Here is a 25,280-nt window from a genome sequence, read left to right on the forward strand (position 1 = left end):
CCTTAGCGTTCTTCATGGATCAGGCTGCCGGTCAGGATGCAGAGCACGCCTAACAGGTCAGCATGACGGATGGTAACTTCTGTTTTTTCGTTAACTTTCGGCTTGGCGTGATAGGCAATGCCCAGCGCGGACGCCTGGATCATCAGCAGATCGTTGGCGCCGTCGCCAATTGCCACGGTTTGTTCCGGCGCGATCTCAAAGCGCTTCGCCAGCTTTCGCAGCGTCTCGGCTTTGTATTTCGCATCGACGATATCGCCCAGCACTTCGCCGGTCAGCTTGCCGTCGCGGATTTCCAGCTGGTTCGCCACAATCGCGGAAAGGCGCAGCTTATCGCGCAGGTATTCCGCAAAATAGGTAAAGCCGCCGGAAGCGATCGCCACCTGCCAGCCCAGCGCCTGGAGCTTGTGCACCAGCGAACTGAGACCCGGCATCAGCGGCATTTCCGCCCTGACCTGTGCCAGAATATTGGCGTCGGCGCCTTTAAGTGTAGCCACGCGCTGGCGCAGGCTGGCGGTAAAATCGAGTTCGCCGCGCATCGCGCGTTCGGTCACTTCCGCCACCAGCTCGCCGCTGCCCGCCAGTTTGGCGATCTCGTCGATACATTCAATCTGGATAGCGGTGGAATCCATATCCATTACCAGCAGACCCGGCGTTTTCAGATGCGGAATACGGCCCAGCGGCGCCACGTCCAGCCCGGCTTCGTGCGCCAGTTTGGCCGCGCGCGGCGTCAGCGAGCCCGCCAGCCGGATAACCTGATAGTCCTCCACCGCCCAGGCGCTGACGATAACCATCGCCGCCCCCAGCCTGTGCTGTAGCGCCGTCAGGCGATCTTTATTCAGGCCGCGCCCATACAGAAGCCAGCCGGTGCGGCCAGCGCGATAATCCAGCGGCATCACTTCATCGCCGCTGAGGGAAAGAGGTAAACCCGGCCAGAGAGAGACATCCGAAGGCAGGTCGCACCAGGTCAGACTATTTGGCATTACAGCTCCTGTAGGGGACAGTTTAATCACGCAAGAGGCTACCCTGTCTCGCCCGCTTCTGGCAACATAAATGCGGTTCCGTTTCCGGACAATAGGTGAAGGGCAAAAATGGCAAAAGCCAAACTAACATTTCGGCTGCACCGCACGGTAATCGTCCTGATCTGCCTGGCGCTGCTGGTCGTGCTGATGCAGGGCGCATCATGGTTCAGCATGGGCCATCAGATGGCCCGCTCGGAGCAGGTGGAGGAGCTGGCGCGCACGCTGACTCGCCAGGTCGCCTTTAGCCTGTCGCCGCTGATGGAAAACAGCGATGACAACCATCAGAAGATTATCGATGTTCTCGCACAGCTGACCAAAGAGAGCCGCATTCTGGACGCATCAGTCTATGACGACAGCGGCACGCTGCTGGCGCGCAGCGGCGAAACCATTAACGTGCGCGACCGGCTGGCGCTGGACGGACAACGGGCCGGCAGCTACTTCAACCATCAGCTGGTGGAGCCGCTGGCCAGCGCTGACGGGCCGCGCGGTTTTCTGCGCGTCACGCTGGATACCCACGTGCTGGTGACGGATTCGCGGCAGGTCGATAACACCACCAATATCCTGCGCCTGATGATGCTGCTGGCGCTGGCTATCGGCATTATCCTTACCCGTACGCTGCTGCGGGATCGCCGCACGCGCTGGCAGCAGTCGCCCTTTCTGCTTACCGCTAACCGTCCGGTAAAAGAAGATAACGGCGACGACGCGCCTGCGGATAAAAGCTAGCGGTCGCTTTTTTCCGGGCGGCCTTCACCTCTTACGCCATTCGCTCAATCTGCGGCGGCAGCGCGTTCAGCGTCTGCTGCATAGCCGCCGCAATCCGGCAAAACTCGTCACTCCATTCAGCGCCTGCGGCAATCATCTGCCAGTAGCGCTGCGCCATAGCTAATGCCCGAAACCACACCTCGCGCGGCACGGCGGGATCGAGGGCAATCTGCGGCGGCTTATCACGCATGTGCCCGCTGCTGTTCGGCGCAAAACTCATGGGAAGCATGTCGTAAGCGGGCGTCAGGCTCAGCCCGGCGGCCTGCCGGAAAAACGACAGGTTGCCGCTGTGCATGTCACCGTTAGCGATCAGGCGGCCAAACGCCCACTGTAGCGTACCGCGCGTTGCATCCTCCAGGGATATCAACCGTTGCTCTGCCAGCATGGCTAACGCCTGCGGCCAGCGGGTTTGGCTGCCGAGATATTCAGCCTGTACCGCCTCCAGCGAAACAAGACTTTTTCTGCCTCGATCGGCAATACGATCGAAGCGCACGACTTCCAGAAAGGTCTGGCCGTCCGGCGCACTAAAAATGCTGCCCTGCGCCGCCGCCAGGCCATTTTCAGCCAGCAGCTGCAATGCCAGCGCTTCTGCTCTGAGCAGATCGCACCAGCGCTGGCTGTTCTGGTTACGCTGAGGCGGCGTGAATTTTACCAGCAGATGCACGCCGCTACCGTCGGCCCGTTCAACGCAGCAGGCGAATTTCGGCTGTTCGCCGCCCGCAGAGGATCCGATATCTTCGCCGGTCAGCACTTTCTCCGCCAGCTGCGGATAGCGATAGCGTTTTTCCTGCGGGCTGATGGGCTGCGGCACGGGCTGCTGTAACCATTGCTGATAGCTTTGGGTGCCGATCAGCCAGTTGCCGGAAATATCGCTGCCGCGTCTCGTTAACGCAAGCAGGCAATGGTCTTCATTCCACTGTCGGCTGTCTTCCGGCAATCCGAGCTGTAACGCACACTCTTTGCCCCACGCGCGTCCCAGAAAACCCTGTGGCCGCATATCGCTCAGATACCAGGGCAGGCCGTCGAACTGCTGCCAGTCTCCCTGCATATCTTCTATCAGGCAGCTTCCTGCGGGCCAGATACTGTAAAGCCGCCCGGCTTCCTGCGCACGGCCCTGCTCATCAATCTGCCAGAGCGGAAAAACGCACTCTTCCCGCACCGGTCGCAGCAACGCATAGCGCGTGGCGCGCGCACGGCCAAACTTCAGCACCTGCGGCTGAGCGGAAAGCGTGCGTGACAGCGTGGCCTGGCTGACGCCTGAGCGCTGGATCAGCGTGGCGGCATCAAGCGGGCCGTGCAGCAAAAGTGACGTTATTGCAGACATAATGACCCACCATGAATAGATTCATGAATAGATACTTATCACTTAATTGTCTGAGGATAAAGGACAATGACAAAAAACGAGCGGGAAAGATGAATAGATACTTTTACGGGAAAACCGGTCGGTTCTCCGACCGGTTTTAGCCAACGGCCGCTGAGGGCAGCGGCCGCTTAAATCAGGCTTTATCGCCCAGCAGAACGGATTCCAGCGCGATCTCAACCATGTCGTTAAACGTGGTCTGACGCTCGGCCGCCGAGGTCTGCTCATGGGTGCGGATATGGTCGGAAACGGTACAGATAGCCAGCGCTTTCGCGCCGAACTCCGCCGCCACGCCATAGATGCCCGCTGCTTCCATTTCCACGCCCAGGATGCCGTACTTTTCCATCACGTCGAACATCTGCGGATCCGGCGTATAGAACAGATCGGCGGAGAAGATGTTGCCGACGCGTGCTTCCACGCCCAGGTTTTTCGCCGCGTCTACCGCGTCGCGCACCATATCGAAATCGGCGATGGCCGCGAAATCGTGATCCTTGAAGCGCATGCGGTTCACTTTGGAATCGGTGCTGGCACCCATACCGATCACGATATCGCGCAGCTTCACGTCTTCACGAACCGCGCCGCAGGAGCCTACGCGAATAATCTTCTTCACGCCGAATTCGGTGATCAGCTCTTTGGCGTAGATTGAGCAGGAAGGAATGCCCATGCCGTGGCCCATCACGGAGATTTTGCGGCCCTTGTAAGTGCCGGTATAGCCCAGCATCCCACGCACGTTATTGACTTCCACGGCATCCTGCAAAAAGGTTTCCGCAATGTGCTTTGCGCGCAGCGGATCGCCCGGCATCAGCACCACGTCAGCGAAATCACCCATTTCTGCGTTAATATGAGGGGTAGCCATCTTTTATCCTTATTTACTTTTTGCCGGCTTGCACCGGCGTGTTACGTTGCGCTGATTACAGCATGCTTTTGCCATATTCCATTGCGGACAGGCCAAAATACGTTGCGACAGTCTGACCGATATCCGCAAAAGTGTCACGGTATCCCAGCGAGCCTGGCTTAACGTTCGGGCCGTAAATCAAAATTGGGATGTGCTCGCGGGTATGTTCCGTGCCCTGCCAGGTTGGATCGCAGCCGTGGTCGGCGGTGAGGATCAAAATATCGCCCTCTTGTACCAGCGCCATCAGCTCCGGCAGACGACGGTCAAACAGCTCCAGGCCGCCCGCGTAGCCAGCCACGTCGCGACGGTGGCCCCAGGTGGAGTCGAAATCCACAAAGTTGGTAAAGACGATGCTGTTGTCCGGCGCCGTTTTCATCTCCTGCACGGTCGCGTCAAACAGCGCGTCCAGCCCGGTCGCCTTCACTTTTTTGGTGATGCCGACGTGCGCATAGATATCGGCGATTTTGCCCACGGAGACCACTTCGCCGCCTTTTTCCTCCACCAGCTTTTTCAGGATGGTGGGCGAAGGCGGTTCAACGGCCAGATCGTGACGGTTGCCGGTACGTTCGAAGTGCCCCGCTTTGTCGCCCACAAACGGACGTGCGATCACGCGGCCAATGTTATAGCCGCCTTCGGTCAGCGCTTCGCGGGCGATTTCACAGAGATCGTACAGGCGCTGTAAGCCAAAGGTTTCTTCATGACAGGCGATCTGGAACACCGAGTCGGCAGAGGTATAGAAAATCGGCTTGCCGGTTTTCATATGCTCTTCGCCCAGCTGGTCAAGGATCACCGTGCCGGAAGAGTGGCAGTTGCCCAGATAGCCAGGCAGGCCCGCTTTTTCTACCAGCTCGTCCAGCAGCGCCTGCGGGAAGCTGTTCTCTTTTTCCGTGAAGTAGCCCCAGTCAAACAGCACCGGCACGCCGGCGATTTCCCAGTGGCCGGAAGGCGTATCTTTGCCCGACGACAGCTCGCTGGCATAGGCGTAGGCGCCGATAATTTCAGCGTCTTTATCCAGCCCCAATGGGAACTTACCGGTAGAGGCCTCCGCCGCTTTGCCTAAGCCCAGCGCGGTAAGATTGGGCAGATGCAGCGGCCCTTTGCGGCCGATATTCGCTTCGCCTTTAAAGCAGGCTTCGGCAATATGCCCCAGCGTATCGGAACCTTCATCGCCAAACTTATGAGCGTCTTTGCTTGACCCAATGCCGAAAGAGTCGAGCACCATAATAAATGCACGTTTCATCGTGGTCTCCTGCGTTGTTAACGCGATGAGCTAAATTTTATCGATCGGAACAGTATGCCGTTTATTGCGTCACTCTGCGATAAATAACTGGCGTCGGCTGCGGTGATTTTTCTGCCAGGGTTATCGCCTGTTTCACTGCGGCGGCGGCCTCCTGCCAGCTCGCTTCGCTGGCGGCGTGGATCACCGCCAGCGGCCGCTGGCCGTCCACGCTGTCGCCCAGCTGCGCCATCTCGCTCAGCCCTACGCTGTAGTCGATACTGTCGCTGGCGCGACGACGACCGCCGCCCATCGCCACTACGGCCAGCCCCAGCGCGCGGGTATCCATTGCGCTGACGATGCCGGGCCGGTCGGCATACACCGCTTTGCTGAGCATCGGCGCGGGCAGGTAGCTGTCCAGCCTGTCGATAAAGTCGGTTGGGCCTTTTTGCGCGGCCACCATGCGCGCAAACACTTCCGCCGCGCGGCCGTTATCCAGCACCGCCTGAAGCTTACGCATGGCTTCATCGCGATCGGCCGCCAGCCCGCCTGACAGCAGCATTTCGGCGCTGAGCGCCATCGTCACTTCCAGCAGGCGCGGATTGCGGTATTCGCCGGTCAGGAAGCGCACCGCCTCGCGCACTTCCAGCGCGTTGCCCGCGCTGGAGGCCAGTACCTGATTCATATCGGTCAGCAGCGCGGTAGTTTTGCAGCCTGCACCGTTGGCCACGCCGACAATCGCCTGTGCCAGGCTTTCAGACTGCTCAAAAGTCGGCATAAAAGCGCCTGAACCGACTTTAACGTCCATCACCAGCGCATCCAGCCCTTCGGCGAGCTTTTTCGCCAGGATCGAGGCGGTGATCAGCGGAATGGAATCAACGGTCGCCGTGATATCGCGCGTGGCGTAGAAGCGCTTGTCGGCCGGCGCCAGCGAGTTGGTCTGGCCGATAATCGCCACGCCAACCTCTTTGATAATATTACGGAAGGTGTGATCTTCCGGGAAGATATCGAAGCCGGGGATCGCCTCCAGCTTATCCAGCGTGCCGCCGGTGTGACCAAGGCCGCGCCCGGAGATCATCGGCACATAGCCGCCGCAGGCCGCCACCATCGGGCCAAGCATCAGCGAGGTGACATCGCCCACGCCGCCGGTTGAGTGCTTATCCACTACCGGCCCGTTCAGCCCCAGGCTCTGCCAGTTCAGCACCGAGCCGGAATCGCGCATTGCCATCGTCAGCGCCACGCGCTCCGGCAGCGTCATATCATGGAACCAGATGGTCATCGCCAGCGCGGCAATTTGTCCTTCCGATACCGCATTATCGCGTACACCGTTAATAAAGAAGCGAATTTCTTCCTCGCTCAGCGCCTGACCATCTCTTTTTTTACGAATAATTTCCTGTGGCAGAAACACGTTACCCCCTGGTGAGGTTTGATGGCCCGGCCGTCGCGTCCGGGCTGGGTTGACGGGCGCCCGCTTATTTCGGCAGGCGGGCTGACCCGTTTATGAAGGTGGATTAGTAAGCGGAATCGCTTTTTGCGCCAGCGTGACCGGCCGCGTTCAGCAGGCTGGCCAGCAGGCTGGAGGCGCCGAAGCGGAAATGCCGCGCGTCGGCCCACTCTTCGCCCAGGATATCGTCCGCCAGCTTCAGGTAGATAGCCGCGTCTTCAGCAGTTTTCACGCCGCCCGCCGGCTTAAAGCCAACCTGGTGCTTTACGCCTTTTTCGGCGATAACCCGCAGCATGATTTCCGCCACTTCCGGCGTGGCATTAACCGCGACTTTACCGGTAGAGGTTTTAATAAAGTCTGCACCGGCATCGATAGCGATTTCAGACGCTTTACGGATCAGCTCTTCTGTTTTCAGCTCGCCGGTTTCGATAATGACCTTCAGCAGCACGCCCGCGTCGGCGCAGGCTTCTTTGCAGGCGTAAACCATGTCGTAGCCGACCTCTTCGTTACCGGCAATCAGCGCGCGGTAAGGGAAAACTACGTCCACTTCATCAGCGCCGTAGGCGATAGCGGCATGCGTTTCCGCCAGTGCGATTTCGATGTCGTCGTTGCCGTGCGGGAAGTTAGTCACGGTAGCGATACGAATATCCGGCGTGCCCTGCTCGCGCAGCGTTTTACGCGCAATCGGAATAAAACGGGGATAGATGCAGATGGCCGCCGTCTCGCCAACAGGCGTTTTGGCCTGATGACACAGCGCAACCACTTTGGCGTCCGTATCGTCGTCGTTCAGGGTGGTCAAATCCATCAGCTTCAGCGCGCGAACGGCGGCGGTGGTTAAATCAGTCATGGTTTTCTCCGAAAAGGCGGTTGGCGTGGGCGCAGCACAGGGACAATGTTAGGATAGTAACATTCGTTCCGGGCTTCGTCTGTGATAGCTTTCACATTGAGGCCGCTGCTGTTGCCGTAATTGTAGCGCAAACCGGACAGAAATCACACCAGACTGCCGGAATACAGGGTACAGGCCCGCCGATCGGACATCACAAAATGTTATGATAGTAACATTGAGAAACGACGTTATTCACTGGCGGAGAATAACATCAGGCATATTTCTTCAGACGATAATTATGGATGCCCTGCCTGATAAACCTCTCTGCCAGCAGCATGGGATCCACGAATTATGAAATAACTACGTCACAGGTTATGACACTGCGCGCCGCCCGCATCAATGTTAGCATTAATGGTGCTGCTATTTATGGCCCTTTCAATAAATAAGGCCGCTAATCAAAGCGACCTTGAGCGATATGGGCTGATTCATTCAGGCATTTCAATAATTACTGTCCCTACCGGATTTATTTAATCTGTTAAGAAGAAAAACAAAGATATCATCTAAAAGCCGAATGCTGCCCAAAGAAGTTATTATTATCACTGCCCAGCGAGAAAAGCTTTGCGGTAGCGGGCACCAGGCGGACACAATGCCCATCCCACTTAATATGGCTGATGCAAATTGAAACCCCACGATAATAACAATTATATGCCCAATTTTTATTAAGGATTCTTTCTTTACCAGGTACATTGCCCCGGGGAAATGCTCCCCCCTCTGTTTGAGTTTCGGTTAGGTTCCCTCACACATGATTTATAGCTGTTAGCAACATGCCGCCTGTCATACCCGCCGGGCCTTCTTTAACTCCCCCAATTATACCCATTCCTGTGTCTACCAGGCAGTCAACATTAACATCTTTGTAAATATCTACGCCAGCTCCCCGCTGTATAGTTGATTGCCGTGAATTTTTTTTACCTGCACCACCAGCCTCATAATTGCTATATCCATTACCCCCTGAAATAGCCCCCAAAGTTCAGCACTAATTTCTCGAATAGCCATAATAAAATTCTTTTAACTTCAACCTGAAATATAATTAGTTTCCTTTCACGTCTTAACAAGGCAAAGAAAGTTTTACACCTGATTCAGGAAACCGTCAAGCAGCGAAATTTTCGTCAAAAATAAAGACTAAAGACATTATCAAACAAAGGATTGGGAATTAATTTTGCGCGATATCAGGTGGGATATGGAATACACGATCGGCAATAACTGAATTAATATGATGGCAATCACAATTATTGTGCCGTGAAAGGGTGGCCTGACGTATCACAGCGATAGCAGCCCGGTCTGCCGGGAAAGGTTTCGAAACCGTACATTAGCCAGGATGGACGGTTAATGACCTACTGTATATACCAGCTTCAGATCCGAAACAGTTGGCGGGTATTTTCGCGAAGCGTGTCGGCAATCTCCTGCGGCGATTCATCGCGGATCTCGCACAGGCTCTGCCAGACGTGCTTGATTCTTTCGGGACGGTTTGGCTGGCCCTGAAAACCCTGCACCGGCATATCGGGCGAATCGGTTTCTAACAGCAGCGAGGTCAGCGGCAAACGTGCAATAGCATTGCGGGTTTTGCTGGCCCGCTCGTAGGTGATAGTGCCGCCGACGCCAATGGCAAAGCCTTCGCGGATAAAGGCTAACGCCTGCTGCTCGCTACCGGCAAAGCCGTGCACCACGCCGCGCGCGGGCAAATCGAGCTTGCGCAGCTGCATCGCCAGCTTGTCGTGCGTGCGCCTTGAATGCAGGATCACCGGTAAATCATAGCGCCTTGCCAACCGCAGCTGCGCCTCCAGCACCGCCTGCTGCTTGTCGAACTGCGGGTTTTCAATATAAAGATCCAGCCCGATCTCGCCGATCGCTATCAGCTTCGACGACCCCTGCCGTAGATAGTCTTCCAGCTGTTGCAGATGCGCTTCCTGATGGCCGGCAATCGCCATCGGATGCGTACCCAGCGCCGCGTATAAAGGCGCATACTTTTCCGCCAACGCCAGCACCCCGGCAAAACGATCCGCCGAAACGCCCACCGCAATGATCTTTTCCACCCCGGCTTCCGCCGCCAGCCGCAGGCTTTCCGCCTCGTTGCCGCAGAAGGGCGGAAAATCAAAGTGACAGTGCGTATCGACAAAAGTCATGCCAGCGATCCTTCAGGAAAATCATCATCATTGCTCGCCGGTGGTACGATCGCCGGTTCATTGGCGGGCGGCACGTCCGGCACCACTGGCGCAGTAGCCTGTGCTTCACCCTGCAACCACTGCCCTATTGTAGCCAAAAAATAACGGCCGCAGCGACGGCCCAGATGATAGTCCTGATTGAGCGAGGCGATGCGGCTGCCCAGCGCCATGCTTGCCAGCGCGCGCGGCGGGAAGATTTCAATGATATTCAGATCGCCAGGCGGCTCGTTAATGAACTGCTGGGTCTGGCGGTAGCTCTCTTCATGCAGGTGCATGATATTAACCAGCGGCTGTAGCGCGCCTTTGTCCAGCCAGCGCTCGACGCGCTTCAGCCACTGCGGCGTATAGGTCATCTGCGACGGCACGGTTCGGATGACGACTATGGTGTCGGCACCGCGCCGCGCCGCTTCGCGTACCGGCACCGCATCGCTGATTCCGCCGTCCAGGTAGCTGATGCCTTCCAGATCGACGCCGGGTCGGTACATGCCGGGAATGGCGCTGGAGGCTTTGATGATGTTCAGCCAGTTCGCTGCGGTGGGGGCAAAGTAGCCGGGCGAATAGTCGTCGCTGCGGCAGGCGCACATGTAAAACTCGCGCCCCCGGGAAAACGCCTCTTCGCCCGCCGTCATCGCCAGCGGAAACTCTTTGGCGGTAATATCCACCAGCCAGTCCAGATCGATCAGATGGCCGCCGCGCACAAAGCGCAGCGGATCGAAGAAAAGTTTGCTGGTGGTATAGCGCGTGATCACCCGCCGGGCATAGCCAGGCTGACCGCAGATAAATGCAGAGAGGTTCTGCGCGCCTGCGGAAGTACCAATCATCAGGTCAAAAGGATTAAAACCAACCCGCTGAAACTCGTCCAGTACGCCTGCGGTAAAAATCCCGCGCTGTCCGCCGCCTTCACAGACCAGAGCGAGCTTGCCCGGATGAAAAGGTGCCAGCGCCAGCGGCGTAATATTGCCGAGCGTAATCGGAATGCGTCTGCCCACCTTTCTCCCTCCCTCTGATAGCTAATGCGGTGAGGATACGCTCACGTAGTGGCGGCGGTTTGGCGCTTATTGCTATGAGTGTTAATGCGGGGAGTGAAAAGCGTGACGAAGTGTAGCGAGAAATGAACGCGGGGCAAAAAGGTAATGAAATGCAGCGTGAAATGAACGCAGGTAAAAAGTGACGAAATGCAGCGTGACATGAACGTGGGAAAAAAATGCAGCGAGAAGTAAACGGGGAAAAGAGAGGAAGTGCAGACGGGCGAGACGTTTCTTCCCACGGCAGCGCTGACGCTGCCGTGGAGAGCGTTAAAGCTATAACTTCTTGCGGCCGGTAAACAGGCTGATCAGGAAGATAATGATACCGACAACGAAGACAATTTTCGCTGCCCATGCTGCCGTACCTGCCAGACCACCGAAACCTAATGCAGCGGCGATCAGTGCGATAACCAGAAAGATAATACCCCAACGAAACATAAGCTTCTCCTTACCCTATATTAAAATCGAACATCATCTGTTATTGATTTCTGCCTGACGACGGCGCCGTCACGGGCTGGCCGTAATAGCCAGCCCGCGCCGGTATTACGATTTCACCGCCAGATCGTTTTTCACGCTCTTGACGCCTTCAATCGCTTTGGCAATGCCTTCAGCACGATCTGACTGTGCCTGGGTTTTTACCGAACCGGAAAGCTGAACCACACCGTTGGTGGTTTCAACTTTCACGTTGCGGGACGGTACGATGTCATCCGCTAACAGTTTAGCTTTAATTTCGCTGGTTGTTGCTGCATCACCGGTATAGCCGCTGACGCTGCTTTTTGCGCTGTCTTTAACGTGTAGTTTATCGCTGACGGATTTTACGCCCTCAATTTTTTTCGCTTCGGAAACGGCCAGTTCAGCCTGATCCTGAGAAGCGACAAAACCACTCAGCGTCACGACGCCTTCATGAGTTTTGACTGAGATATCCGTACTTTTAATAGCGTCGTTATCAACCAGGGCAGCTTTCACCTTGGCGGTCACGCCGCTGTCATCCATGTATCCACCGACTTTTTTCATAGAGCTATCGATTTTAGAACCCGCGCTGTCGGTCGTGGACTGTACTTTTGGCGTAGTGGTGTCTTCTGCCATCGCAGCGCCACTAACCAGTGCAGAACCTACCAGAGCAGCCATCAGAGTTTTAGCAATCTTAGTCTTGTTCATCGATCTCTTCCTTCTTAGGTTGATGCACCCACAACTGTGAGCTTTCAGTCACAAACGGCGTGACTGCAGTAGTCAGGCTTTGTAGCAACCGCGCCACATATTTTGCGTCCTGTTGAAATAAATATAGACGCTGATCTGAATTCTGCTGCCCTTTGTGGTTGATATGGCGGATAAATGGGCAAAAGCGGATTTTTTTAAGATGAGTCTGTAAGGTGGGATCTGAACAACAGCGGGCAAAAAAAAGCGGCGCCGAAGCGCCGCCTGTCAGGGTAACCGTATGTAGGCTGCCTGTTAGTGTTCGCGCGTTTTGCGGAACACCACGTCAGGATAGCGTTCCTGGGTAATATTCAGGTTGACCATGGTCGGCGCGATATAAGTCAGGTTATCGCCGCCGTCCAGCGCCAGGTTTACCTCGTTTTTACGCTGGAACTCGTCGAACTTCTTCGCGTCGCTGCATTCCACCCAGCGGGCGGTAGAGACGTTGACCGACTCATAGATCGCTTCGACGTTGTATTCGCTTTTCAGTCGCGCCACCACCACGTCAAACTGCAGCACGCCGACCGCGCCTACAATCAGATCGTTATTGTGCACGGGACGGAACACCTGTACCGCGCCCTCTTCCGACAGCTGCACCAGCCCTTTCAGCAGCTGCTTTTGCTTGAGCGGGTCGCGCAGGCGAATACGACGGAACAGCTCCGGCGCGAAGTTCGGAATACCGGTGAACTTCATGTTCTCGCCCTGGGTAAAGGTATCGCCGATCTGAATGGTGCCGTGGTTATGCAGGCCGATGATATCGCCCGGATACGCCTCTTCAACATGCGAGCGATCGCCCGCCATAAAGGTGAGCGCGTCGGCAATCACCACGTCTTTGCCCAGACGAACCTGACGCAGCTTCATGCCCTTTTCATACTTGCCGGAAACCACGCGCAGGAAGGCCACGCGGTCACGGTGTTTCGGATCCATATTCGCCTGGATCTTAAACACGAAGCCGGTGAATTTCTCGTCTGCGGCGGTAACGGTACGGGTATCGGTGGCGCGCGGCATAGGCGACGGCGCCCACTCCACCAGGCCATCCAGCATATGATCCACGCCGAAGTTGCCCAGCGCGGTACCAAAGAACACCGGCGTCAGCTGGCCGTTCAGGAACGCTTCTTTCTCAAACTCGTGCGACGCGCCCTGGACCAGCTCCAGCTCTTCGCGCAGCTGTGCCGCCAGCTCTTCGCCAATGGCGGCGTCCAGCTCCGGGTTATCCAGCCCTTTCACCACACGGACTTCCTGAATGGTGTGGCCTTTACCGGACTGATAAAGATAGGTTTCGTTTTTATAGAGGTGATAAACGCCCTTGAACAGCTTGCCGCAGCCGATTGGCCAGGTGATCGGCGCGCAGGCAATCTTCAGCTCGCTTTCCACCTCGTCCAGCACTTCCATCGGATCGCGGATATCACGGTCCAGCTTGTTCATAAAGGTCAGGATCGGCGTATCGCGCAGGCGGGTGACTTCCATCAGCTTGCGGGTACGATCCTCAACGCCTTTAGCGGCATCGATAACCATCAGGCAGCAGTCGACCGCCGTCAGCGTGCGGTAGGTATCTTCCGAGAAGTCTTCGTGTCCCGGCGTATCCAGCAGGTTGACCAGGCTGTCGCGATAGGGAAACTGCATCACGGAGGTGGTGATCGAAATACCACGCTGCTTTTCCATCTCCATCCAGTCGGATTTCGCGTGCTGGCTGGAGCCGCGTCCCTTTACCGTACCGGCGGTCTGGATCGCCTGTCCGAACAGCAGCACCTTTTCGGTGATGGTGGTTTTACCGGCATCCGGGTGCGAGATAATGGCAAAAGTGCGGCGACGAGCCACCTCTTGCATAAAAGGTGCATTTGACATGAAAAAACTCTGTTTGGTGCTGTGCCGCCGCTGCGCGGTTTGCGCAGGAAGACACAGGCGATTAATCATCAATGGCCGGCATTTTCGCCGATTCGGACGCTATACACAATCCACAACGGCGAATGCCTGGCGTAAATGGAAGAAAGGCCGCAAAGCGCGGCGTAAAAGTGCGCCCGTCAGCGGAAGCCAGCGGCGCTAAAGGACGAAGTCTCTTTTTACGTCTAGCGGCGATGGCGGCTTACCAGACAATTTTCTCACTCTCCTGATCGGTCCGTACCTTTTATTCTTTTTCAGAGTACGATGTTAACTCGTGCTGGTTAGCACAAGGCAAGCAGGCCTTTTCCCTTGCCGCCTCTACCGCCCTACGGCATTCACAACCTGTCAGATGATCGTTCACCAGGCCCAGCGCCTGCATCAGCGAATAGGCGGTTACCGGCCCAACCCATGTCCAGCCGCGTTTTTTCAACGCTTTTGACATCTTTATCGCTTCCGGCGACGTTTTGGTTTGCTGCCAGTACGCCAGATCGATAATTTCCGGTCGGGCATCAGGCCCGGGCGCAAACTGCCAGAACCACTCCGCCAACGATCCCGCCTCGTTAAGCAGCTCAATAGCCCGCTGCGCGTTGTTAATAGTGGAAAGAATTTTCGCCCGATTGCGCACAATGCTTTTATCCGCCATCAGCCTGGCGACGTCGTCTTCCGTGAACGTCGCCACCTGATGAAAATCGAAGTCGGCAAAGGCCCGACGAAAATTTTCCCGTTTGTTATAGATGAGCTGCCACGACATCCCCGAGTGAAAGCCTTCAAGGCAGACTTTTTCAAAAAGACGACGATCGTCCACAACCGGCCTGCCCCATTCATTATCGTGATAGTCCGGCATTGACGGTTGCCAGTAACAGCACACGCGACCATCCTCGGACAGCGTCAGCCCCGCCTGTTTTAATGCGGCTTTGTCGTGCTTCATTCTTTCTCCTTACGGAAGTATCTGAATTACCGTAGCGATCGCTCTTTCCAGATAAACGTCTGCGCGGTAGCGGTGCTATATCTGACATCAGCTGTAACAACCGCTTTTGGTGCAGTGCGGCAATCGACGCTATTTTTAGACCATTAACAGCGAGAAGTCAGTCCCGCTACGCCATCCAACCGTGAAAAGGGAAAATTTTATGAGCAGCAACGATTATCAGCCGGCTAAAGTCTGGTCGGAGAACAAAAACGCAGGCGGCACCTGGGGCAGCATTAACCGCCCGACCGCCGGTTCGCGCCACGAAGCTATTCTGCCAATCGGCAAACATCCTTTGCAGCTCTATTCTATGGGTACGCCTAACGGCCAGAAGGTTACTATCCTGCTGGAAGAGCTACTGGCGCTGAACGTTAACGATGCCGAATACGATGCGCATCTGATCCGCATTGGCGACAGCGATCAGTTCTCTTCCGGCTTTGTCGAAGTGAACCCGAACTCTAAAATCCCGGCGCTACTGGATGTCTCTACCACGCCACCGACCCGCGTGTTTGAATCCGGCGCCATCCTGCTTTATCTGGCAGAGAAATATGGCCACTTTTTACCAAAAGATCCGGCAGGCCGTACCGAAACGCTGAACTGGCTGTTCTGGCTACAGGGCTCTGCACCTTATCTGGGCGGTGGCTTTGGTCATTTTTATAACTACGCGCCGGTAAAAATCGAATACGCCATCGACCGCTTTACCATGGAAGCCAAACGTCAGCTCGATCTGCTGGATCGCCAGCTGGCGGAGAACCGCTATATTGCGGGTGAAAATTACACCATCGCTGATATCGCCATCTGGCCATGGTATGGCGCGCTGGTTCGGGGCGATCTGTACAACGCAGCCGAGTTCCTGGATGTAGGATCGTATAAGAACCTGCAACGCTGGGCCGATGAAATTGCACAGCGCCCTGCCGTTCAGCGTGGCCGCATCGTCAACCGCACCTGGGGCGAGCCAGCCGAACAGCTGCACGAGCGCCACGATGCCTCTGATTTTGAATTGCGTACCGAAGACAAGCTGGCGAAGTAACAGGCCAGGCCCGTAGCGCGCAGATTATTACAGCGCTACGGGTCGCTTTGCAGCCAATGACCAGTCAGCGCGTTATTTTAATATGCAAGCATCTTTTCGTGGCTATAATTTAGCAGTTAGCAACCTGAAAAATATTTTTACTAATTGATCTTATCAGGAACGCTATAAGGTATACGGCGCAAATACACTTAAATATTAACCTGCTACAAATAATAAAAAAATACAAGAAATAATAAGGATAAACCATCTATAACGGAGCAGTCACTTAGCAATCAGCCCTTTAATTACCCCTTTAATTACCCTTTAATTACCCCTTAAATTCCCCAGCTTTATTCAATTATTAAAATTCGGCAATCCTAATGACACTGCACGGGTTTTATCAGGGGCTTAATATAGGGCCGGCGCTGCTGAGACGCTATCAGCAAATCATATCCAGCCTGCATCGCTAACCACATAACGGGGCTGGTTCCCAACGCTACCTCCAGCCGCAGCGCCATATCGGCGTTAATACCTGATCGCCCGCTTAGCAGGCTGGAAAGCGTCTCGCAGGTGATATCCAGCGCGGCGGCGGCTTCAGAAACCGTTATCTCGCCCAGATATTCCCGCAGGATAATCCCCGGATGAACGGCTGTGATTACTTTCATATTGTTCCCTCAATGCTTGCTATTCCTGAGGGCTATATTACTGCCGCTGAATTAAATAAAAATAGTTGATGCTCTTTCTTGCGAGACGGCTCGCAAATTAAATAAGCAGGCGCCGATAGATGGTGGCTGCGCCTGAACAGTAGAAGCGGGAGGTTGCTCGGGTCAGGCGGCAGGCGCTGTTGGCTCAGATGAGCTAATTCGCAAACCCATAATTGTTGGCAGCCGCCATTGTGCGTTGTATCGTAAATATATTTTTCTGCACACTTATAATGACATCTTTAATATGAACAAATGTCTGTTTATAATGCTTATGCATTAGTACAAGCTGAATGTCATGAGTTATACCGTCACCTTCACGAACACTACAGCCTTCCCCCCAACGGATCTACAAATGTTATAGGATCCGTCACATAGGCATAAGTATTAATCCCCGCCAGCCAAACCTATTGGGTCGGACTGGGTAAATCGTCCGCTGACCGGGTCATAATATCGGAAAAGATTGTAGTACAGCCCGCTTTCACGATCCAGGTACTGTCCCTGGAATCTGAGGTTCCGCTGTACCGCCTGGAAGCCGGTCACGTTTTCGCGCTCCGTTTCGCCCCAGGTGGAGAAACGTCCGCGCCACACTACTTCACAGTGTATCAGTCATATGTTAGGAGATGTCTTCAACAGCCTTGCGCACTTTATCAGGCCAAGGCCGTCATAGCGCCAGTACGCGCCCTTCAGCTTTTCAACAGATTGTGCCAGATGATATCGCCCGGTTCATCGGTCTGGTTACCCGCCGCATCCCACATGAAGTGCCCTTCCTTAAAAGACCGCACCCCGTGCGTCACCTGGCTGCTGGTCCTGTCACTTTCGCTGCTCACTGCTGCTGTCCGTCACTAGCTGACGCATCACCTTATTGGGACGATCTGAGCAGTAATGGCGCTCACACAACTACGATGTTGCGCCCGCTGAAGCCATTAAGCCACATCACAATGCGTCCCGTCAGGTCGTAGCGCGTTTCCTGATGCAGCACGCTCTGGCTTCGGCCGGTCTCAGGATTCACACCAGCGATTTCCTGAAGTTTGCCGTTGTGCTTCAGGTTCATCTGTAGCATATGCCCGGTGCCATAACGCATGCAGCTCAGCTCGCACCCGTCCGTACGGCATTATGATCGAGTCCATGTTGCTCCGCACGTCATACTGATGCGCGATGAGGCCGTCGTCGTTTTACTTCGTAAGCAGGTACACAAAGCATGGCTGGCGAAGCTCACCACCTCGACGTCGGTAACTTTCCGCCCTTCGGCCTGCATGCTCAGCCAGGCAGCCAGCGGCATCTTTTCACCGTCACGCCGTTGTCAACGTAGTGGTATTTGATGCGCCTCTGCACTGCAGTTTTTACCGTCTGGCGGTTCACTGGGTGGTATTCAAAACGAATGCTGTGCGGCGCCAGCATCGCTTTCAGAATGCATAATATGTAAGGGGGTGCACGCTTAAATTTTAAAACCGGAAGGATTTGAGGCCATTTTCCTACCTCCGGCTTACATTTTATTTACTCAGCAAGTCCAAAGTCTATATATCCTTCTGATGTTATAGCTAAACACCAGCAACCCTCATTATCAAAAAAATAATGATGCTGTGGTATATTATTTGTTGCATAGCTAGCAAAATCTATAAATGAATTTGGTTTCAGCAAGAATGCAAAGTCTAATGAAGAATCATTTATGTAATAAATTACATTACTTTTGCTAATTTTATTAATCGCACCACTTTTTATCAGAAACCTTTCAATCTCTTTTGAGTGATCGTCACTTGAAAAATTAAATTTATCTTCAACATGACATTTTAAATGATTCCAATCAATCTTTGACCCTTTCCAGGGGAATCTATCTGAGAGTATATCTGCTATTGGTTCCCAATCTTCAATGACTTCTGGTGGATAGCGTAAGTTACTCACACCTTTTAATACCTCATATTGCAATGTCATTGCCCCCTCCAAATTTTAGATGGTAAATTAAATAAATTCTGCAATCGGGTCACTGATGATTCAGTCGCATCAAAAAGGAAGTGCTCACCTTTTTCCTTACCACTAAACACGTTTATATGAGCTCCGCTGCGTTCATCATATTCAATCCTGAAACCTGTTTTACCATCAGAAGTTGTCATCCCCACGGGTCTTCCTTTAGTCATACCAAATTTACCAGTATTTACTTTCTCAGCCTTAAAACCTCGTTCTTCAAGCCATTTTAGTGCTTTATTCCTGGCTTGCTCAAAACTCTCGTGACATTTCGTTAAACCAAGAGGATCGATCCAGTTTAATGAGTTAGGTGCGTAAGCGTACTGGTTAATCCCACCCGCCAGCCCTATCGGGTCAACCTGGGTAAACCGCCCACCCACCGGATCGTAATAGCGGAATAAATTGTAATGAAGGCCCGTCTCCCTGTCCAGGTACTGCCCCTGAAACCGGAGGTTCTGCTGTACCGCCTGGAAGCCGGTGACGCTTTCGCGCTCCGTTTCGCCCCAGGTGGAGAAACGGCCGCGCCATACCACCTCGCCGTGTTCGTCGGTCATCCGTTCCGGCAGGCCGTTCAGTTCGGTGTGATACCAGAAAATATCCGACTGTTCACCGATGCTGTCTACGCGCGCCAGCGGTTCCCAGCTGTTTTCGCCGTAGATGTACTGCGTGTTGCGCGCAGGCTGAAGGCTGCTGCTTTCGCCCACCATCCGCATGCCGCTCCACAGAAACGAAATAACTTCCTTTTCCCTTCCGTGGCGATGCAGAATTTTTTGCGTACGGCGACCCAGCGCGTCGTAGCGATATTCCGCACGACTGAACTCCCTGTGCCCGTCGAAACGTACTTCGCTGACGCGGTGCTCGTCGTCATAGCTGAAGTGCTGCTCCACGGCATCGGCAGACGATTTCCGCCACGTCATGCGACCAAAGCCGTCGTAGCGCCAGCGCGCACCCTTCAGCCTGAGCAGCAGGTTGCGCCAGACGGTTTCGCCCGGGCTGTCGGTCTGGTTTCCGGCAGCGTCCCAGCTGAAATGCTCTTCCTTATAGGTGCGGACTTCACGCGTGACCTGCCCCGTTGCATCATAGCCAAAGCGCTGCTGCTGGTTTGCCCACTCGTTCTGCCGCGTTGCGCTGTCCGACACCAGCTGCTGCATCACCTGATCCAGACGATCCCAGCGATAGCGGCGCTCCAGCACCACGCCTGAACGATCGATAAAGCCGCTGCGGCGCATCACGATCCGCCCGACAGGATCGTAGCGCGTCTCCTGATGCAGCGCGCCCTGGGTGCGATCGATCTCACGATGCAGCTTATCGCGCTGATAGCCCGCGATTTCGCTCTGCTTACCGTGCATTTTCAGGTTCATCTGCAGCAGATGACCGGTGCCGTAGCGCAGGCAGTTCAGCTCGCGCCCGTCCGGCAGCGTGCTGCCGGTCAGGTTGCCCAGCGCGTCATACTGATGCGTGAACAGCCCGCCGCTGTTCTCTTCGCTGAGCAGGTTGCCCAGCGCGTCGCTGGTTAAGGTCAGTACTTCGGCTTCTGCCTCACGGCCTTCAGCTCGTGCCTTCTCCCATTCCGTCAGCGCTATCTTTCTGACTTCCACGCAGTCCGGGCCGTAGTGATATTCGGTACGGTGCTGCTGCGTAGTTTTCACCGTCAGGCGACTGACTTCATCATATTCAAACTGCGTGCGGTGAGGCGGCAGGTTTTCGCCTTCAACAGACAACGGATGCTGTACGACTTCCGTAACCTGGCCCAGCTCGTCATAACCATAGCTTTTGCGACGCCCCGCGTAGTCAATCTGCGCCAGCAGGCGCTGGCTGTTGTCATACTCGAACTGCCAGCGATCGCCGTTTGGATTGATTAACGCCGTCATCCGTCCAAAGCGATCGTACTGATAGCGGGTAATATGCCCTGCTGGATCGGTCTGGCTGACGATCTGCCCGCGCACGTTACGGGCCACGTGCCGCTCTGAAAAGCTGTCGACGTTCTCGCCAACCAGCATGCCGGCGCGATCGTATTCATATTCCGTTTCACGTCCGTCAGGACGCGTCAGGCACTGCAGACGACCCGCAGCGCTCCAGCGATAACGCGTAGTGTTGCCTTCCGCGTCCGTGCTGCTCAGCAACCTTCCCGCATCATCATACAGACGATAACTTTGGTTGCCGGAGCAGTCCTCGTCGCGCCGGAGCTGCCCGCGCTCGTTCCACCAGAAGCGATGCATGTTGTCCAGCGCGTCGGTGCGCGTGATTAAATCGCCCTGCTCGTTCCAGGTAAAACGGCTGGTACCGCCGAGCGGATCGGTTACCGCAATAACATCTCCGGCGTCGTTGTACTCGTATTGCCACACTGCACCGTCGGGCTGCACCTCTTTTAACGGAAACGCATAGGATGGATGCCAGAGGGTCGTAGTGGTCTGACCCAGCGGATCGCGCACCATCGACAGATTGGCGCGTTCATCGTAGTCATAGGTCCAGACCCGATCGCCCGGCGCAAGGGTAGCCATCAGCAGGTCGCCCTGCTCCGCCCAGCGGTATCGCCAGTGCGCGCCATAGCTGTCGATATAGTCGGTAATACGACAAAGCTCGTCCCAGCGATGCTGCGTGGTGCCGCCAGAAAAACAGGTCACGTTTGCGCTGCGATCTTCTTCGTCTGCATCGATCAGCCAGCGCTCCAGGCAATGCTGATGTTCGTCCAGCACCTGATACTCATATACGCGCCAGTAACGTGGATCGCGGGCTGGCTGCCACTGATAGGCCACGGTCAGGCCGGTGGCGTAACTGTGCGAGGCCATCAGATTGCTGGCGCGATCCCAGCTGAAGCGGCGGGTTTCAACCCCATCAGCATCCTGCACCGCAATCAGCTGGCCCTGCGGGTTATAGCGATAATTCACCAGAGGACATAATTCCCCGGCGACCACCTGATGCAGCGCCGTCAGTCGGCCATATTGCGGTTCATAGCTCAGCCGCACGTCCAGCGCTTCGTTATCGCCAGCGATGGCGGTCAGCTGTCCGGCTTCATTCCAGGTAAAATGCTGGCAGTTTTCATGACGGTCATAAATGCGGCCGATTCGCCATTCACCCTCACGCTGCGGATCTGGCTCGTAAAGATGAAACTCGCCTTGGGCGGTCTGCATGACGATAACGCCCTGCAGCGAGCAGAACAGCGTAAAGCCCTCTTCATCAAAACGCACCACGTCGCCTGGCGCAATCTCGCCCAGTCCCAGCTCCTGACCCGTTATGTCGCGCCAGGCAAACTGGAAAGTCCCGTCCGGATGACGAAAGCGGAGCAGACGCGTTTCAAACGGCAGCATCCAGCCCGTGCCCAGCAGACCGGTCGTCAGGTTGCGGCTGTGATAGATGCGTTGCCAGTAAAGCGGGATACGATCCTCCAGCACAAAATCCAGATCGTCCTGACCGGCAAGGATCTTGGCCCCGGTAGCATAGTTAACCGGGTGAAAACTCTGCATCGCCACGGAGGAGATGGCGCCTGCGGCAACCGTTCCTCCGGCTTCAGAAACGATCGTACAGGTGAGTTGCCGCAGCGCGCGCCGGGCGGCGATGCGGGTAAAAAGCTGTTCCAGTAGTTTTGCCCCTTCTTTACCGATACCGCCGCTCAGCAGGCCGCCGATAAAATAGGCCAGCATGTTTTTGCCGCTGCGAATATCGCGCACCACCACGCTGTCCCCGCCGATACGCACGCGCGGGTTATCGCTGACCTGAACAGTAGCTTCACAGGTGCTGCGATGCCCGTTGCGCACTGCAGGATGGCCGTTGATCATCACCTTTTTCGAGCCTTCCGCCAGAAAATTGGCATTCTCGGCCAGATGCCCTTTGGTACAGGCGACGGTATCTTTATTGGCTGGCGTGGCATAAGGACTGGCACTGGCAACGGTCGGCTGAATCAAATCATCCCAAAGATTGCTAAACCAGTTGCCTACCGATTCAGCGTTAAGATGGCTGACCTTATCCAGCGCGGCGCTCACGGCATCGCCCGGATGACGGATAGTGGAAGCGATCCCGCCCGCCACAGCCATGGCAATATCTTTCAGCCCCGGCGCTTCTTCGCTGCCGACAGACGGCGAAGCCAGCCAGGCACGGCTTACGGTTCCTGCCGCGCGTGCAGCCGGTTTGCCCATGATCTTAACGTTATCAGAACCGCTGGTTATAACCGCATCCGGCGGCCCGCGCATGCCCAGCGTATCCAGCAGGCCGTCAACGGCGTCGCTGGCTTTGTTGCCCAATTTTTCAGGATAGCCGGATGCCATCGCACCCAGCATGGCTGCCGCGCCAACCGCGACGCCGGCTACCGGGTTGACGGCAAACAGCAGGCCAGCGCCGGCTAAAATGCCGGTATAGATAGCTCCTTCAACTAATCCGCTGACAAGATCCGCCAGTGCGGAGCTGTGCACTAAAGGATCGTCTAAACGGGCTGCGATCGAATCGGACATCACTCAAGCCTCCGATCCTGCGGCAGGAATAAATCCTTTTTTAATATCTTGCCAGACGGCCAGGGAAGCCGCATCGAAAGATCCTGCCCGGCTGAAGGTCAACGTCATCAGATGCGTAGCGGTTCTGGCGACCAGCAGCTTTTGCACGACCGCCACACCCTGGTTTTCAAAACGCATCGCCACTTCCTGCGCAGGCAGGCCGCCGAAAAGCGCCTCCTGCACTTTTTCAGCCGCGAATTTTTTCATATCGCGTTTCACTTTTTCCAACTGCTGTTGCAGATAGCGCGCTTCTTCGCCTTCCTGCACATCCCACGCTCGGGTCACGACCAGCGTGGCGCGTGCTTTGGGCAGTTTCAGTAAGGTGATGCTTTGTTCCTGGACCGCTTCAGGTAACGTCAGCGTGCCTTCGGATAAAATGTAATTCATGAATTGCTTCCTTTTTTATCGAAGGCCTGAAGAACCTCATAGCCGATAGTCATCGGTGTTGGATCGGGCGTGATGCCCGGCGTTGGCGTGCTGATATTCAGATCCAGCGTGCCGCCGGTATTGATTTGTCCGTTGCCGGTGGCGTTGATTTGGAACTGAATGCATTGCAACGAAATGGTGCCGTTGGGATCGAGCGTCAGCACGCTCTCCCCCGAAACAAAGCTGATGCCTTGTCCGGCGGCAATTTGCAAGCCATCCTGCGCCCAAAGCTCGTAATCTCCTCCCACCAGTTCATTACGTGATTTCTGTGTTTTCTGCACGTAAGCGCCGCTTACCGTGCTGGTAAAATCTTTATTAACGGATACCGTCTGATTACCGCCTACCGTGTGGGTTTCATCGTTTTTGATATTGGTATCCATATTCTTCTGCGCCTGGATCCACACCTGTTCCTCGCCCGCCTTGTCTTCAAAGCGCAGCGCGTTGGCGTTGTCCGGCGTGCCGTCCTTCGAGCGGCTTAAAAAGCCCATCTGCGTTGCCGCGCCGGGCAGCGCCCACGGCGGCATGCTCGCCTCGTTGTACACGCGGCCCGTCACGATCGGCCTGTCCGGATCGCCGTTGATAAAGTCGATCACCACCTCGTCGTTGACGCGCGGGATCTGCACGCCGCCGAATCCCTGGCCCGCCCAGGCGCTCGACACGCGCACCCAGCACGAGCTGGTGTCGTCCCCCTTCGCCAGACGGTCCCAGTGGAACTTCACCTTGATGCGCCCGTATTTGTCCGTCCAGATGGATTCGCCCTTCGGCCCCACCACCTTCGCCGTCTGCGGCCCGTGCGTGCGCGGCCACGGCGTTTCCGGCGCCGCACGGAACGTCACCGCCGACGGGATAACCCCGATGGCGATATTGTGCTTCGTGCCGCCCTCGCCCCCGCTGGCGTAGCGGTTCTCCTCGAAGTCGTAGTACGCGCTTACCGTCAGGTACTCGCCGTTGTCGCTGAAGAACGGCGCGTTCAGCAGCGTGAAGGTGTTCCCCGGCGCCAGCCCCAGCGCCGTGCCCACCGCGCTTATCTGCTGGTGCTCCACCTGCCACACCTCCTGGCGGATTTTCGCGTAGTGCTCCCCGTGGTCGTGGTCCACGAAGTGCCCCGGCCAGTCGTACACGTCTATCTGCCCCGGCGCCGGCGACGCCGGGTTCTGCCGCGCCTGCAGCATCCACGCGTTCGGCTTGCGGAAGTCGTAGTCGTCTATGCTGTAGATGCCCGGCGTCACGCTGTCCTCCATCTCCCACACGCTGATGCCCTCGGCGGAGGTGCTGCCGCCCGACGGCGTCGCGTGGTACGGAATAACCCCGTAGCCCGGAAAAGGCTGGTGCTGCCGCGCGCTGTCCGCCAGCACCAGCGTGTGCCTGTCCGCCTCGTGGCGGAAGAAGTAGTAAATCCCCTCCAGCTCCATCAGCCGGCTGATAAAGTCAAAGCTGCTCTCCTGGTACTGCACGCAGTACTCCCACACCCGGTAGCTGCCCGTCAGCCGGTCCTCCACCGTCACGCCGTACTCGTCCAGCAGCGTTTTGATTATCTGCACCACCGTCTGCCCCTGGAAGATGCGCAGGTTGCGGTCGCGCTTCATCGGCCACAGGTCCGGCTCCATGCTCAGGCGGTACACCGCGTAGCGCGTGCCGTTCAGCTCCTGGCTGTAGACCCCGGCGCGGGTGATTTTGCCGTTCAGGTAGCGCGTGCCCATGCCCTGCGTGGGGATGCACACGGTAACCGGCTGGCCCAGCAGCGTTTTGCGGTCGAGGCGCGCGTCGGGGCTCAGCAGCTCCACGGTGAACTCAAAGGCGTCGGCGAGCTTCTCCCGGCCGCTGAGCTTCCAGAACAGCAGGCCCTCAACCGGCAGGATGACGGTGATACGATCAAACATAGTAATTTCCCGG

Annotated in this window: 23 protein-coding genes; 2 read left to right on the top strand and 21 right to left on the bottom strand. The window is 56.0% G+C overall.

Features of this window, described 5'->3' with window-relative positions:
• Positions 1-2 precede the first annotated feature (2 nt).
• Positions 3-980 (bottom strand): phosphoserine phosphatase, encoded by a 978-nt coding sequence (gene serB / locus ACA373_RS14985; protein ID WP_125290483.1) that lies wholly within the window; start codon positions 978-980, stop codon positions 3-5.
• Positions 981-1,088: 108 nt separating this feature from the next.
• Between serB and ACA373_RS14990 the strand changes: the two genes are divergently transcribed.
• Positions 1,089-1,742 carry a YtjB family periplasmic protein gene (locus ACA373_RS14990; RefSeq protein WP_253455437.1) on the top strand — a complete coding sequence of 218 codons (654 nt, stop codon included), beginning with the start codon at positions 1,089-1,091 and terminating at the stop codon, positions 1,740-1,742.
• Between the two features lie 31 nt (positions 1,743-1,773).
• On the opposite strand, the gene yjjJ is transcribed toward ACA373_RS14990, so the two are convergent.
• The 12 genes from yjjJ to ACA373_RS15050 form a co-directional block, all read right to left on the bottom strand.
• The gene (gene yjjJ / locus ACA373_RS14995) at positions 1,774-3,105 is read right to left on the bottom strand and encodes a type II toxin-antitoxin system HipA family toxin YjjJ (protein ID WP_370734743.1); all 1,332 of its coding nucleotides are present in this window, start codon (positions 3,103-3,105) and stop codon (positions 1,774-1,776) included.
• A gap of 172 nt (positions 3,106-3,277) precedes the next feature.
• Positions 3,278-3,997, bottom strand: coding sequence for a purine-nucleoside phosphorylase (gene deoD / locus ACA373_RS15000; protein ID WP_125290481.1), 720 nt, complete (start codon positions 3,995-3,997; stop codon positions 3,278-3,280).
• Between the two features lie 55 nt (positions 3,998-4,052).
• Positions 4,053-5,276, bottom strand: coding sequence for a phosphopentomutase (gene deoB, locus ACA373_RS15005; protein ID WP_301252413.1), 1,224 nt, complete (start codon positions 5,274-5,276; stop codon positions 4,053-4,055).
• 61 nt (positions 5,277-5,337) lie between these two features.
• Positions 5,338-6,660: a thymidine phosphorylase gene (gene deoA / locus ACA373_RS15010; protein ID WP_253455443.1), complete on the bottom strand. Its 1,323-nt coding sequence runs from the start codon at positions 6,658-6,660 to the stop codon at positions 5,338-5,340.
• Between the two features lie 103 nt (positions 6,661-6,763).
• Positions 6,764-7,543: a deoxyribose-phosphate aldolase gene (deoC, locus tag ACA373_RS15015; protein WP_301252412.1), complete on the bottom strand. Its 780-nt coding sequence runs from the start codon at positions 7,541-7,543 to the stop codon at positions 6,764-6,766.
• A 900-nt stretch (positions 7,544-8,443) separates the two neighbouring features.
• Entirely contained in the window at positions 8,444-8,575 is a 132-nt protein-coding gene (locus tag ACA373_RS15020) for a hypothetical protein (RefSeq protein WP_370734744.1), read from the bottom strand.
• 356 nt (positions 8,576-8,931) lie between these two features.
• Positions 8,932-9,702, bottom strand: a complete 771-nt coding sequence (locus tag ACA373_RS15025; RefSeq protein WP_370734745.1) for a TatD family hydrolase — start codon at positions 9,700-9,702, stop codon at positions 8,932-8,934.
• Entirely contained in the window at positions 9,699-10,730 is a 1,032-nt protein-coding gene (locus tag ACA373_RS15030; RefSeq protein WP_253455449.1) for a patatin family protein, read from the bottom strand. Before ACA373_RS15030 ends, ACA373_RS15025 begins: the two co-directional genes overlap by 4 nt.
• Before the next feature lie 312 nt (positions 10,731-11,042).
• Positions 11,043-11,204: a DUF1328 domain-containing protein gene (locus tag ACA373_RS15035; protein ID WP_071995405.1), complete on the bottom strand. Its 162-nt coding sequence runs from the start codon at positions 11,202-11,204 to the stop codon at positions 11,043-11,045.
• Between the two features lie 105 nt (positions 11,205-11,309).
• Positions 11,310-11,924: a molecular chaperone OsmY gene (osmY, locus tag ACA373_RS15040; protein ID WP_370734746.1), complete on the bottom strand. Its 615-nt coding sequence runs from the start codon at positions 11,922-11,924 to the stop codon at positions 11,310-11,312.
• 291 nt (positions 11,925-12,215) lie between these two features.
• Entirely contained in the window at positions 12,216-13,805 is a 1,590-nt protein-coding gene (gene prfC / locus ACA373_RS15045; RefSeq protein WP_253455451.1) for a peptide chain release factor 3, read from the bottom strand.
• A 280-nt stretch (positions 13,806-14,085) separates the two neighbouring features.
• Positions 14,086-14,769 (bottom strand): DNA-3-methyladenine glycosylase I, encoded by a 684-nt coding sequence (locus tag ACA373_RS15050; RefSeq protein ID WP_370734747.1) that lies wholly within the window; start codon positions 14,767-14,769, stop codon positions 14,086-14,088.
• Between the two features lie 199 nt (positions 14,770-14,968).
• Between ACA373_RS15050 and yghU the strand changes: the two genes are divergently transcribed.
• A complete protein-coding gene (gene yghU, locus ACA373_RS15055) occupies positions 14,969-15,835 on the top strand; it encodes a glutathione-dependent disulfide-bond oxidoreductase (RefSeq protein ID WP_253455456.1) in 867 nt (288 codons plus the stop codon).
• Positions 15,836-16,191: 356 nt separating this feature from the next.
• Here yghU and ACA373_RS15060 read toward each other — a convergent pair whose 3' ends face one another.
• The 8 genes from ACA373_RS15060 to ACA373_RS15095 form a co-directional block, all read right to left on the bottom strand.
• Positions 16,192-16,479: a HigA family addiction module antitoxin gene (locus tag ACA373_RS15060; RefSeq protein WP_253455458.1), complete on the bottom strand. Its 288-nt coding sequence runs from the start codon at positions 16,477-16,479 to the stop codon at positions 16,192-16,194.
• A gap of 423 nt (positions 16,480-16,902) precedes the next feature.
• Positions 16,903-17,106: an RHS repeat-associated core domain-containing protein gene (locus ACA373_RS15065; protein WP_370734748.1), complete on the bottom strand. Its 204-nt coding sequence runs from the start codon at positions 17,104-17,106 to the stop codon at positions 16,903-16,905.
• A gap of 95 nt (positions 17,107-17,201) precedes the next feature.
• Positions 17,202-17,345, bottom strand: a complete 144-nt coding sequence (locus ACA373_RS15070) for a hypothetical protein (RefSeq protein WP_301252408.1) — start codon at positions 17,343-17,345, stop codon at positions 17,202-17,204.
• Positions 17,346-17,407: 62 nt separating this feature from the next.
• Positions 17,408-17,599, bottom strand: a complete 192-nt coding sequence (locus ACA373_RS15075; protein WP_301730202.1) for a hypothetical protein — start codon at positions 17,597-17,599, stop codon at positions 17,408-17,410.
• 413 nt (positions 17,600-18,012) lie between these two features.
• Positions 18,013-18,447, bottom strand: coding sequence for a type IV secretion protein Rhs (locus ACA373_RS15080; protein ID WP_370734749.1), 435 nt, complete (start codon positions 18,445-18,447; stop codon positions 18,013-18,015).
• The gene (locus ACA373_RS15085; RefSeq protein WP_370734750.1) at positions 18,444-22,922 is read right to left on the bottom strand and encodes an RHS repeat-associated core domain-containing protein; all 4,479 of its coding nucleotides are present in this window, start codon (positions 22,920-22,922) and stop codon (positions 18,444-18,446) included. The genes ACA373_RS15080 and ACA373_RS15085 overlap by 4 nt, the downstream gene beginning before the upstream one ends.
• 3 nt (positions 22,923-22,925) lie before the next feature.
• Positions 22,926-23,348, bottom strand: coding sequence for a DcrB-related protein (locus ACA373_RS15090; RefSeq protein ID WP_301253541.1), 423 nt, complete (start codon positions 23,346-23,348; stop codon positions 22,926-22,928).
• Positions 23,345-25,267 (bottom strand): type VI secretion system Vgr family protein, encoded by a 1,923-nt coding sequence (locus ACA373_RS15095; protein ID WP_369895238.1) that lies wholly within the window; start codon positions 25,265-25,267, stop codon positions 23,345-23,347. Before ACA373_RS15095 ends, ACA373_RS15090 begins: the two co-directional genes overlap by 4 nt.
• Between the last annotated feature and the right edge of the window lie 13 nt (positions 25,268-25,280).

It is taken from the genome of Erwinia sp. STN24 (assembly GCF_041320675.1).
Lineage (GTDB): Bacteria > Pseudomonadota > Gammaproteobacteria > Enterobacterales > Enterobacteriaceae > Erwinia > Erwinia aeris.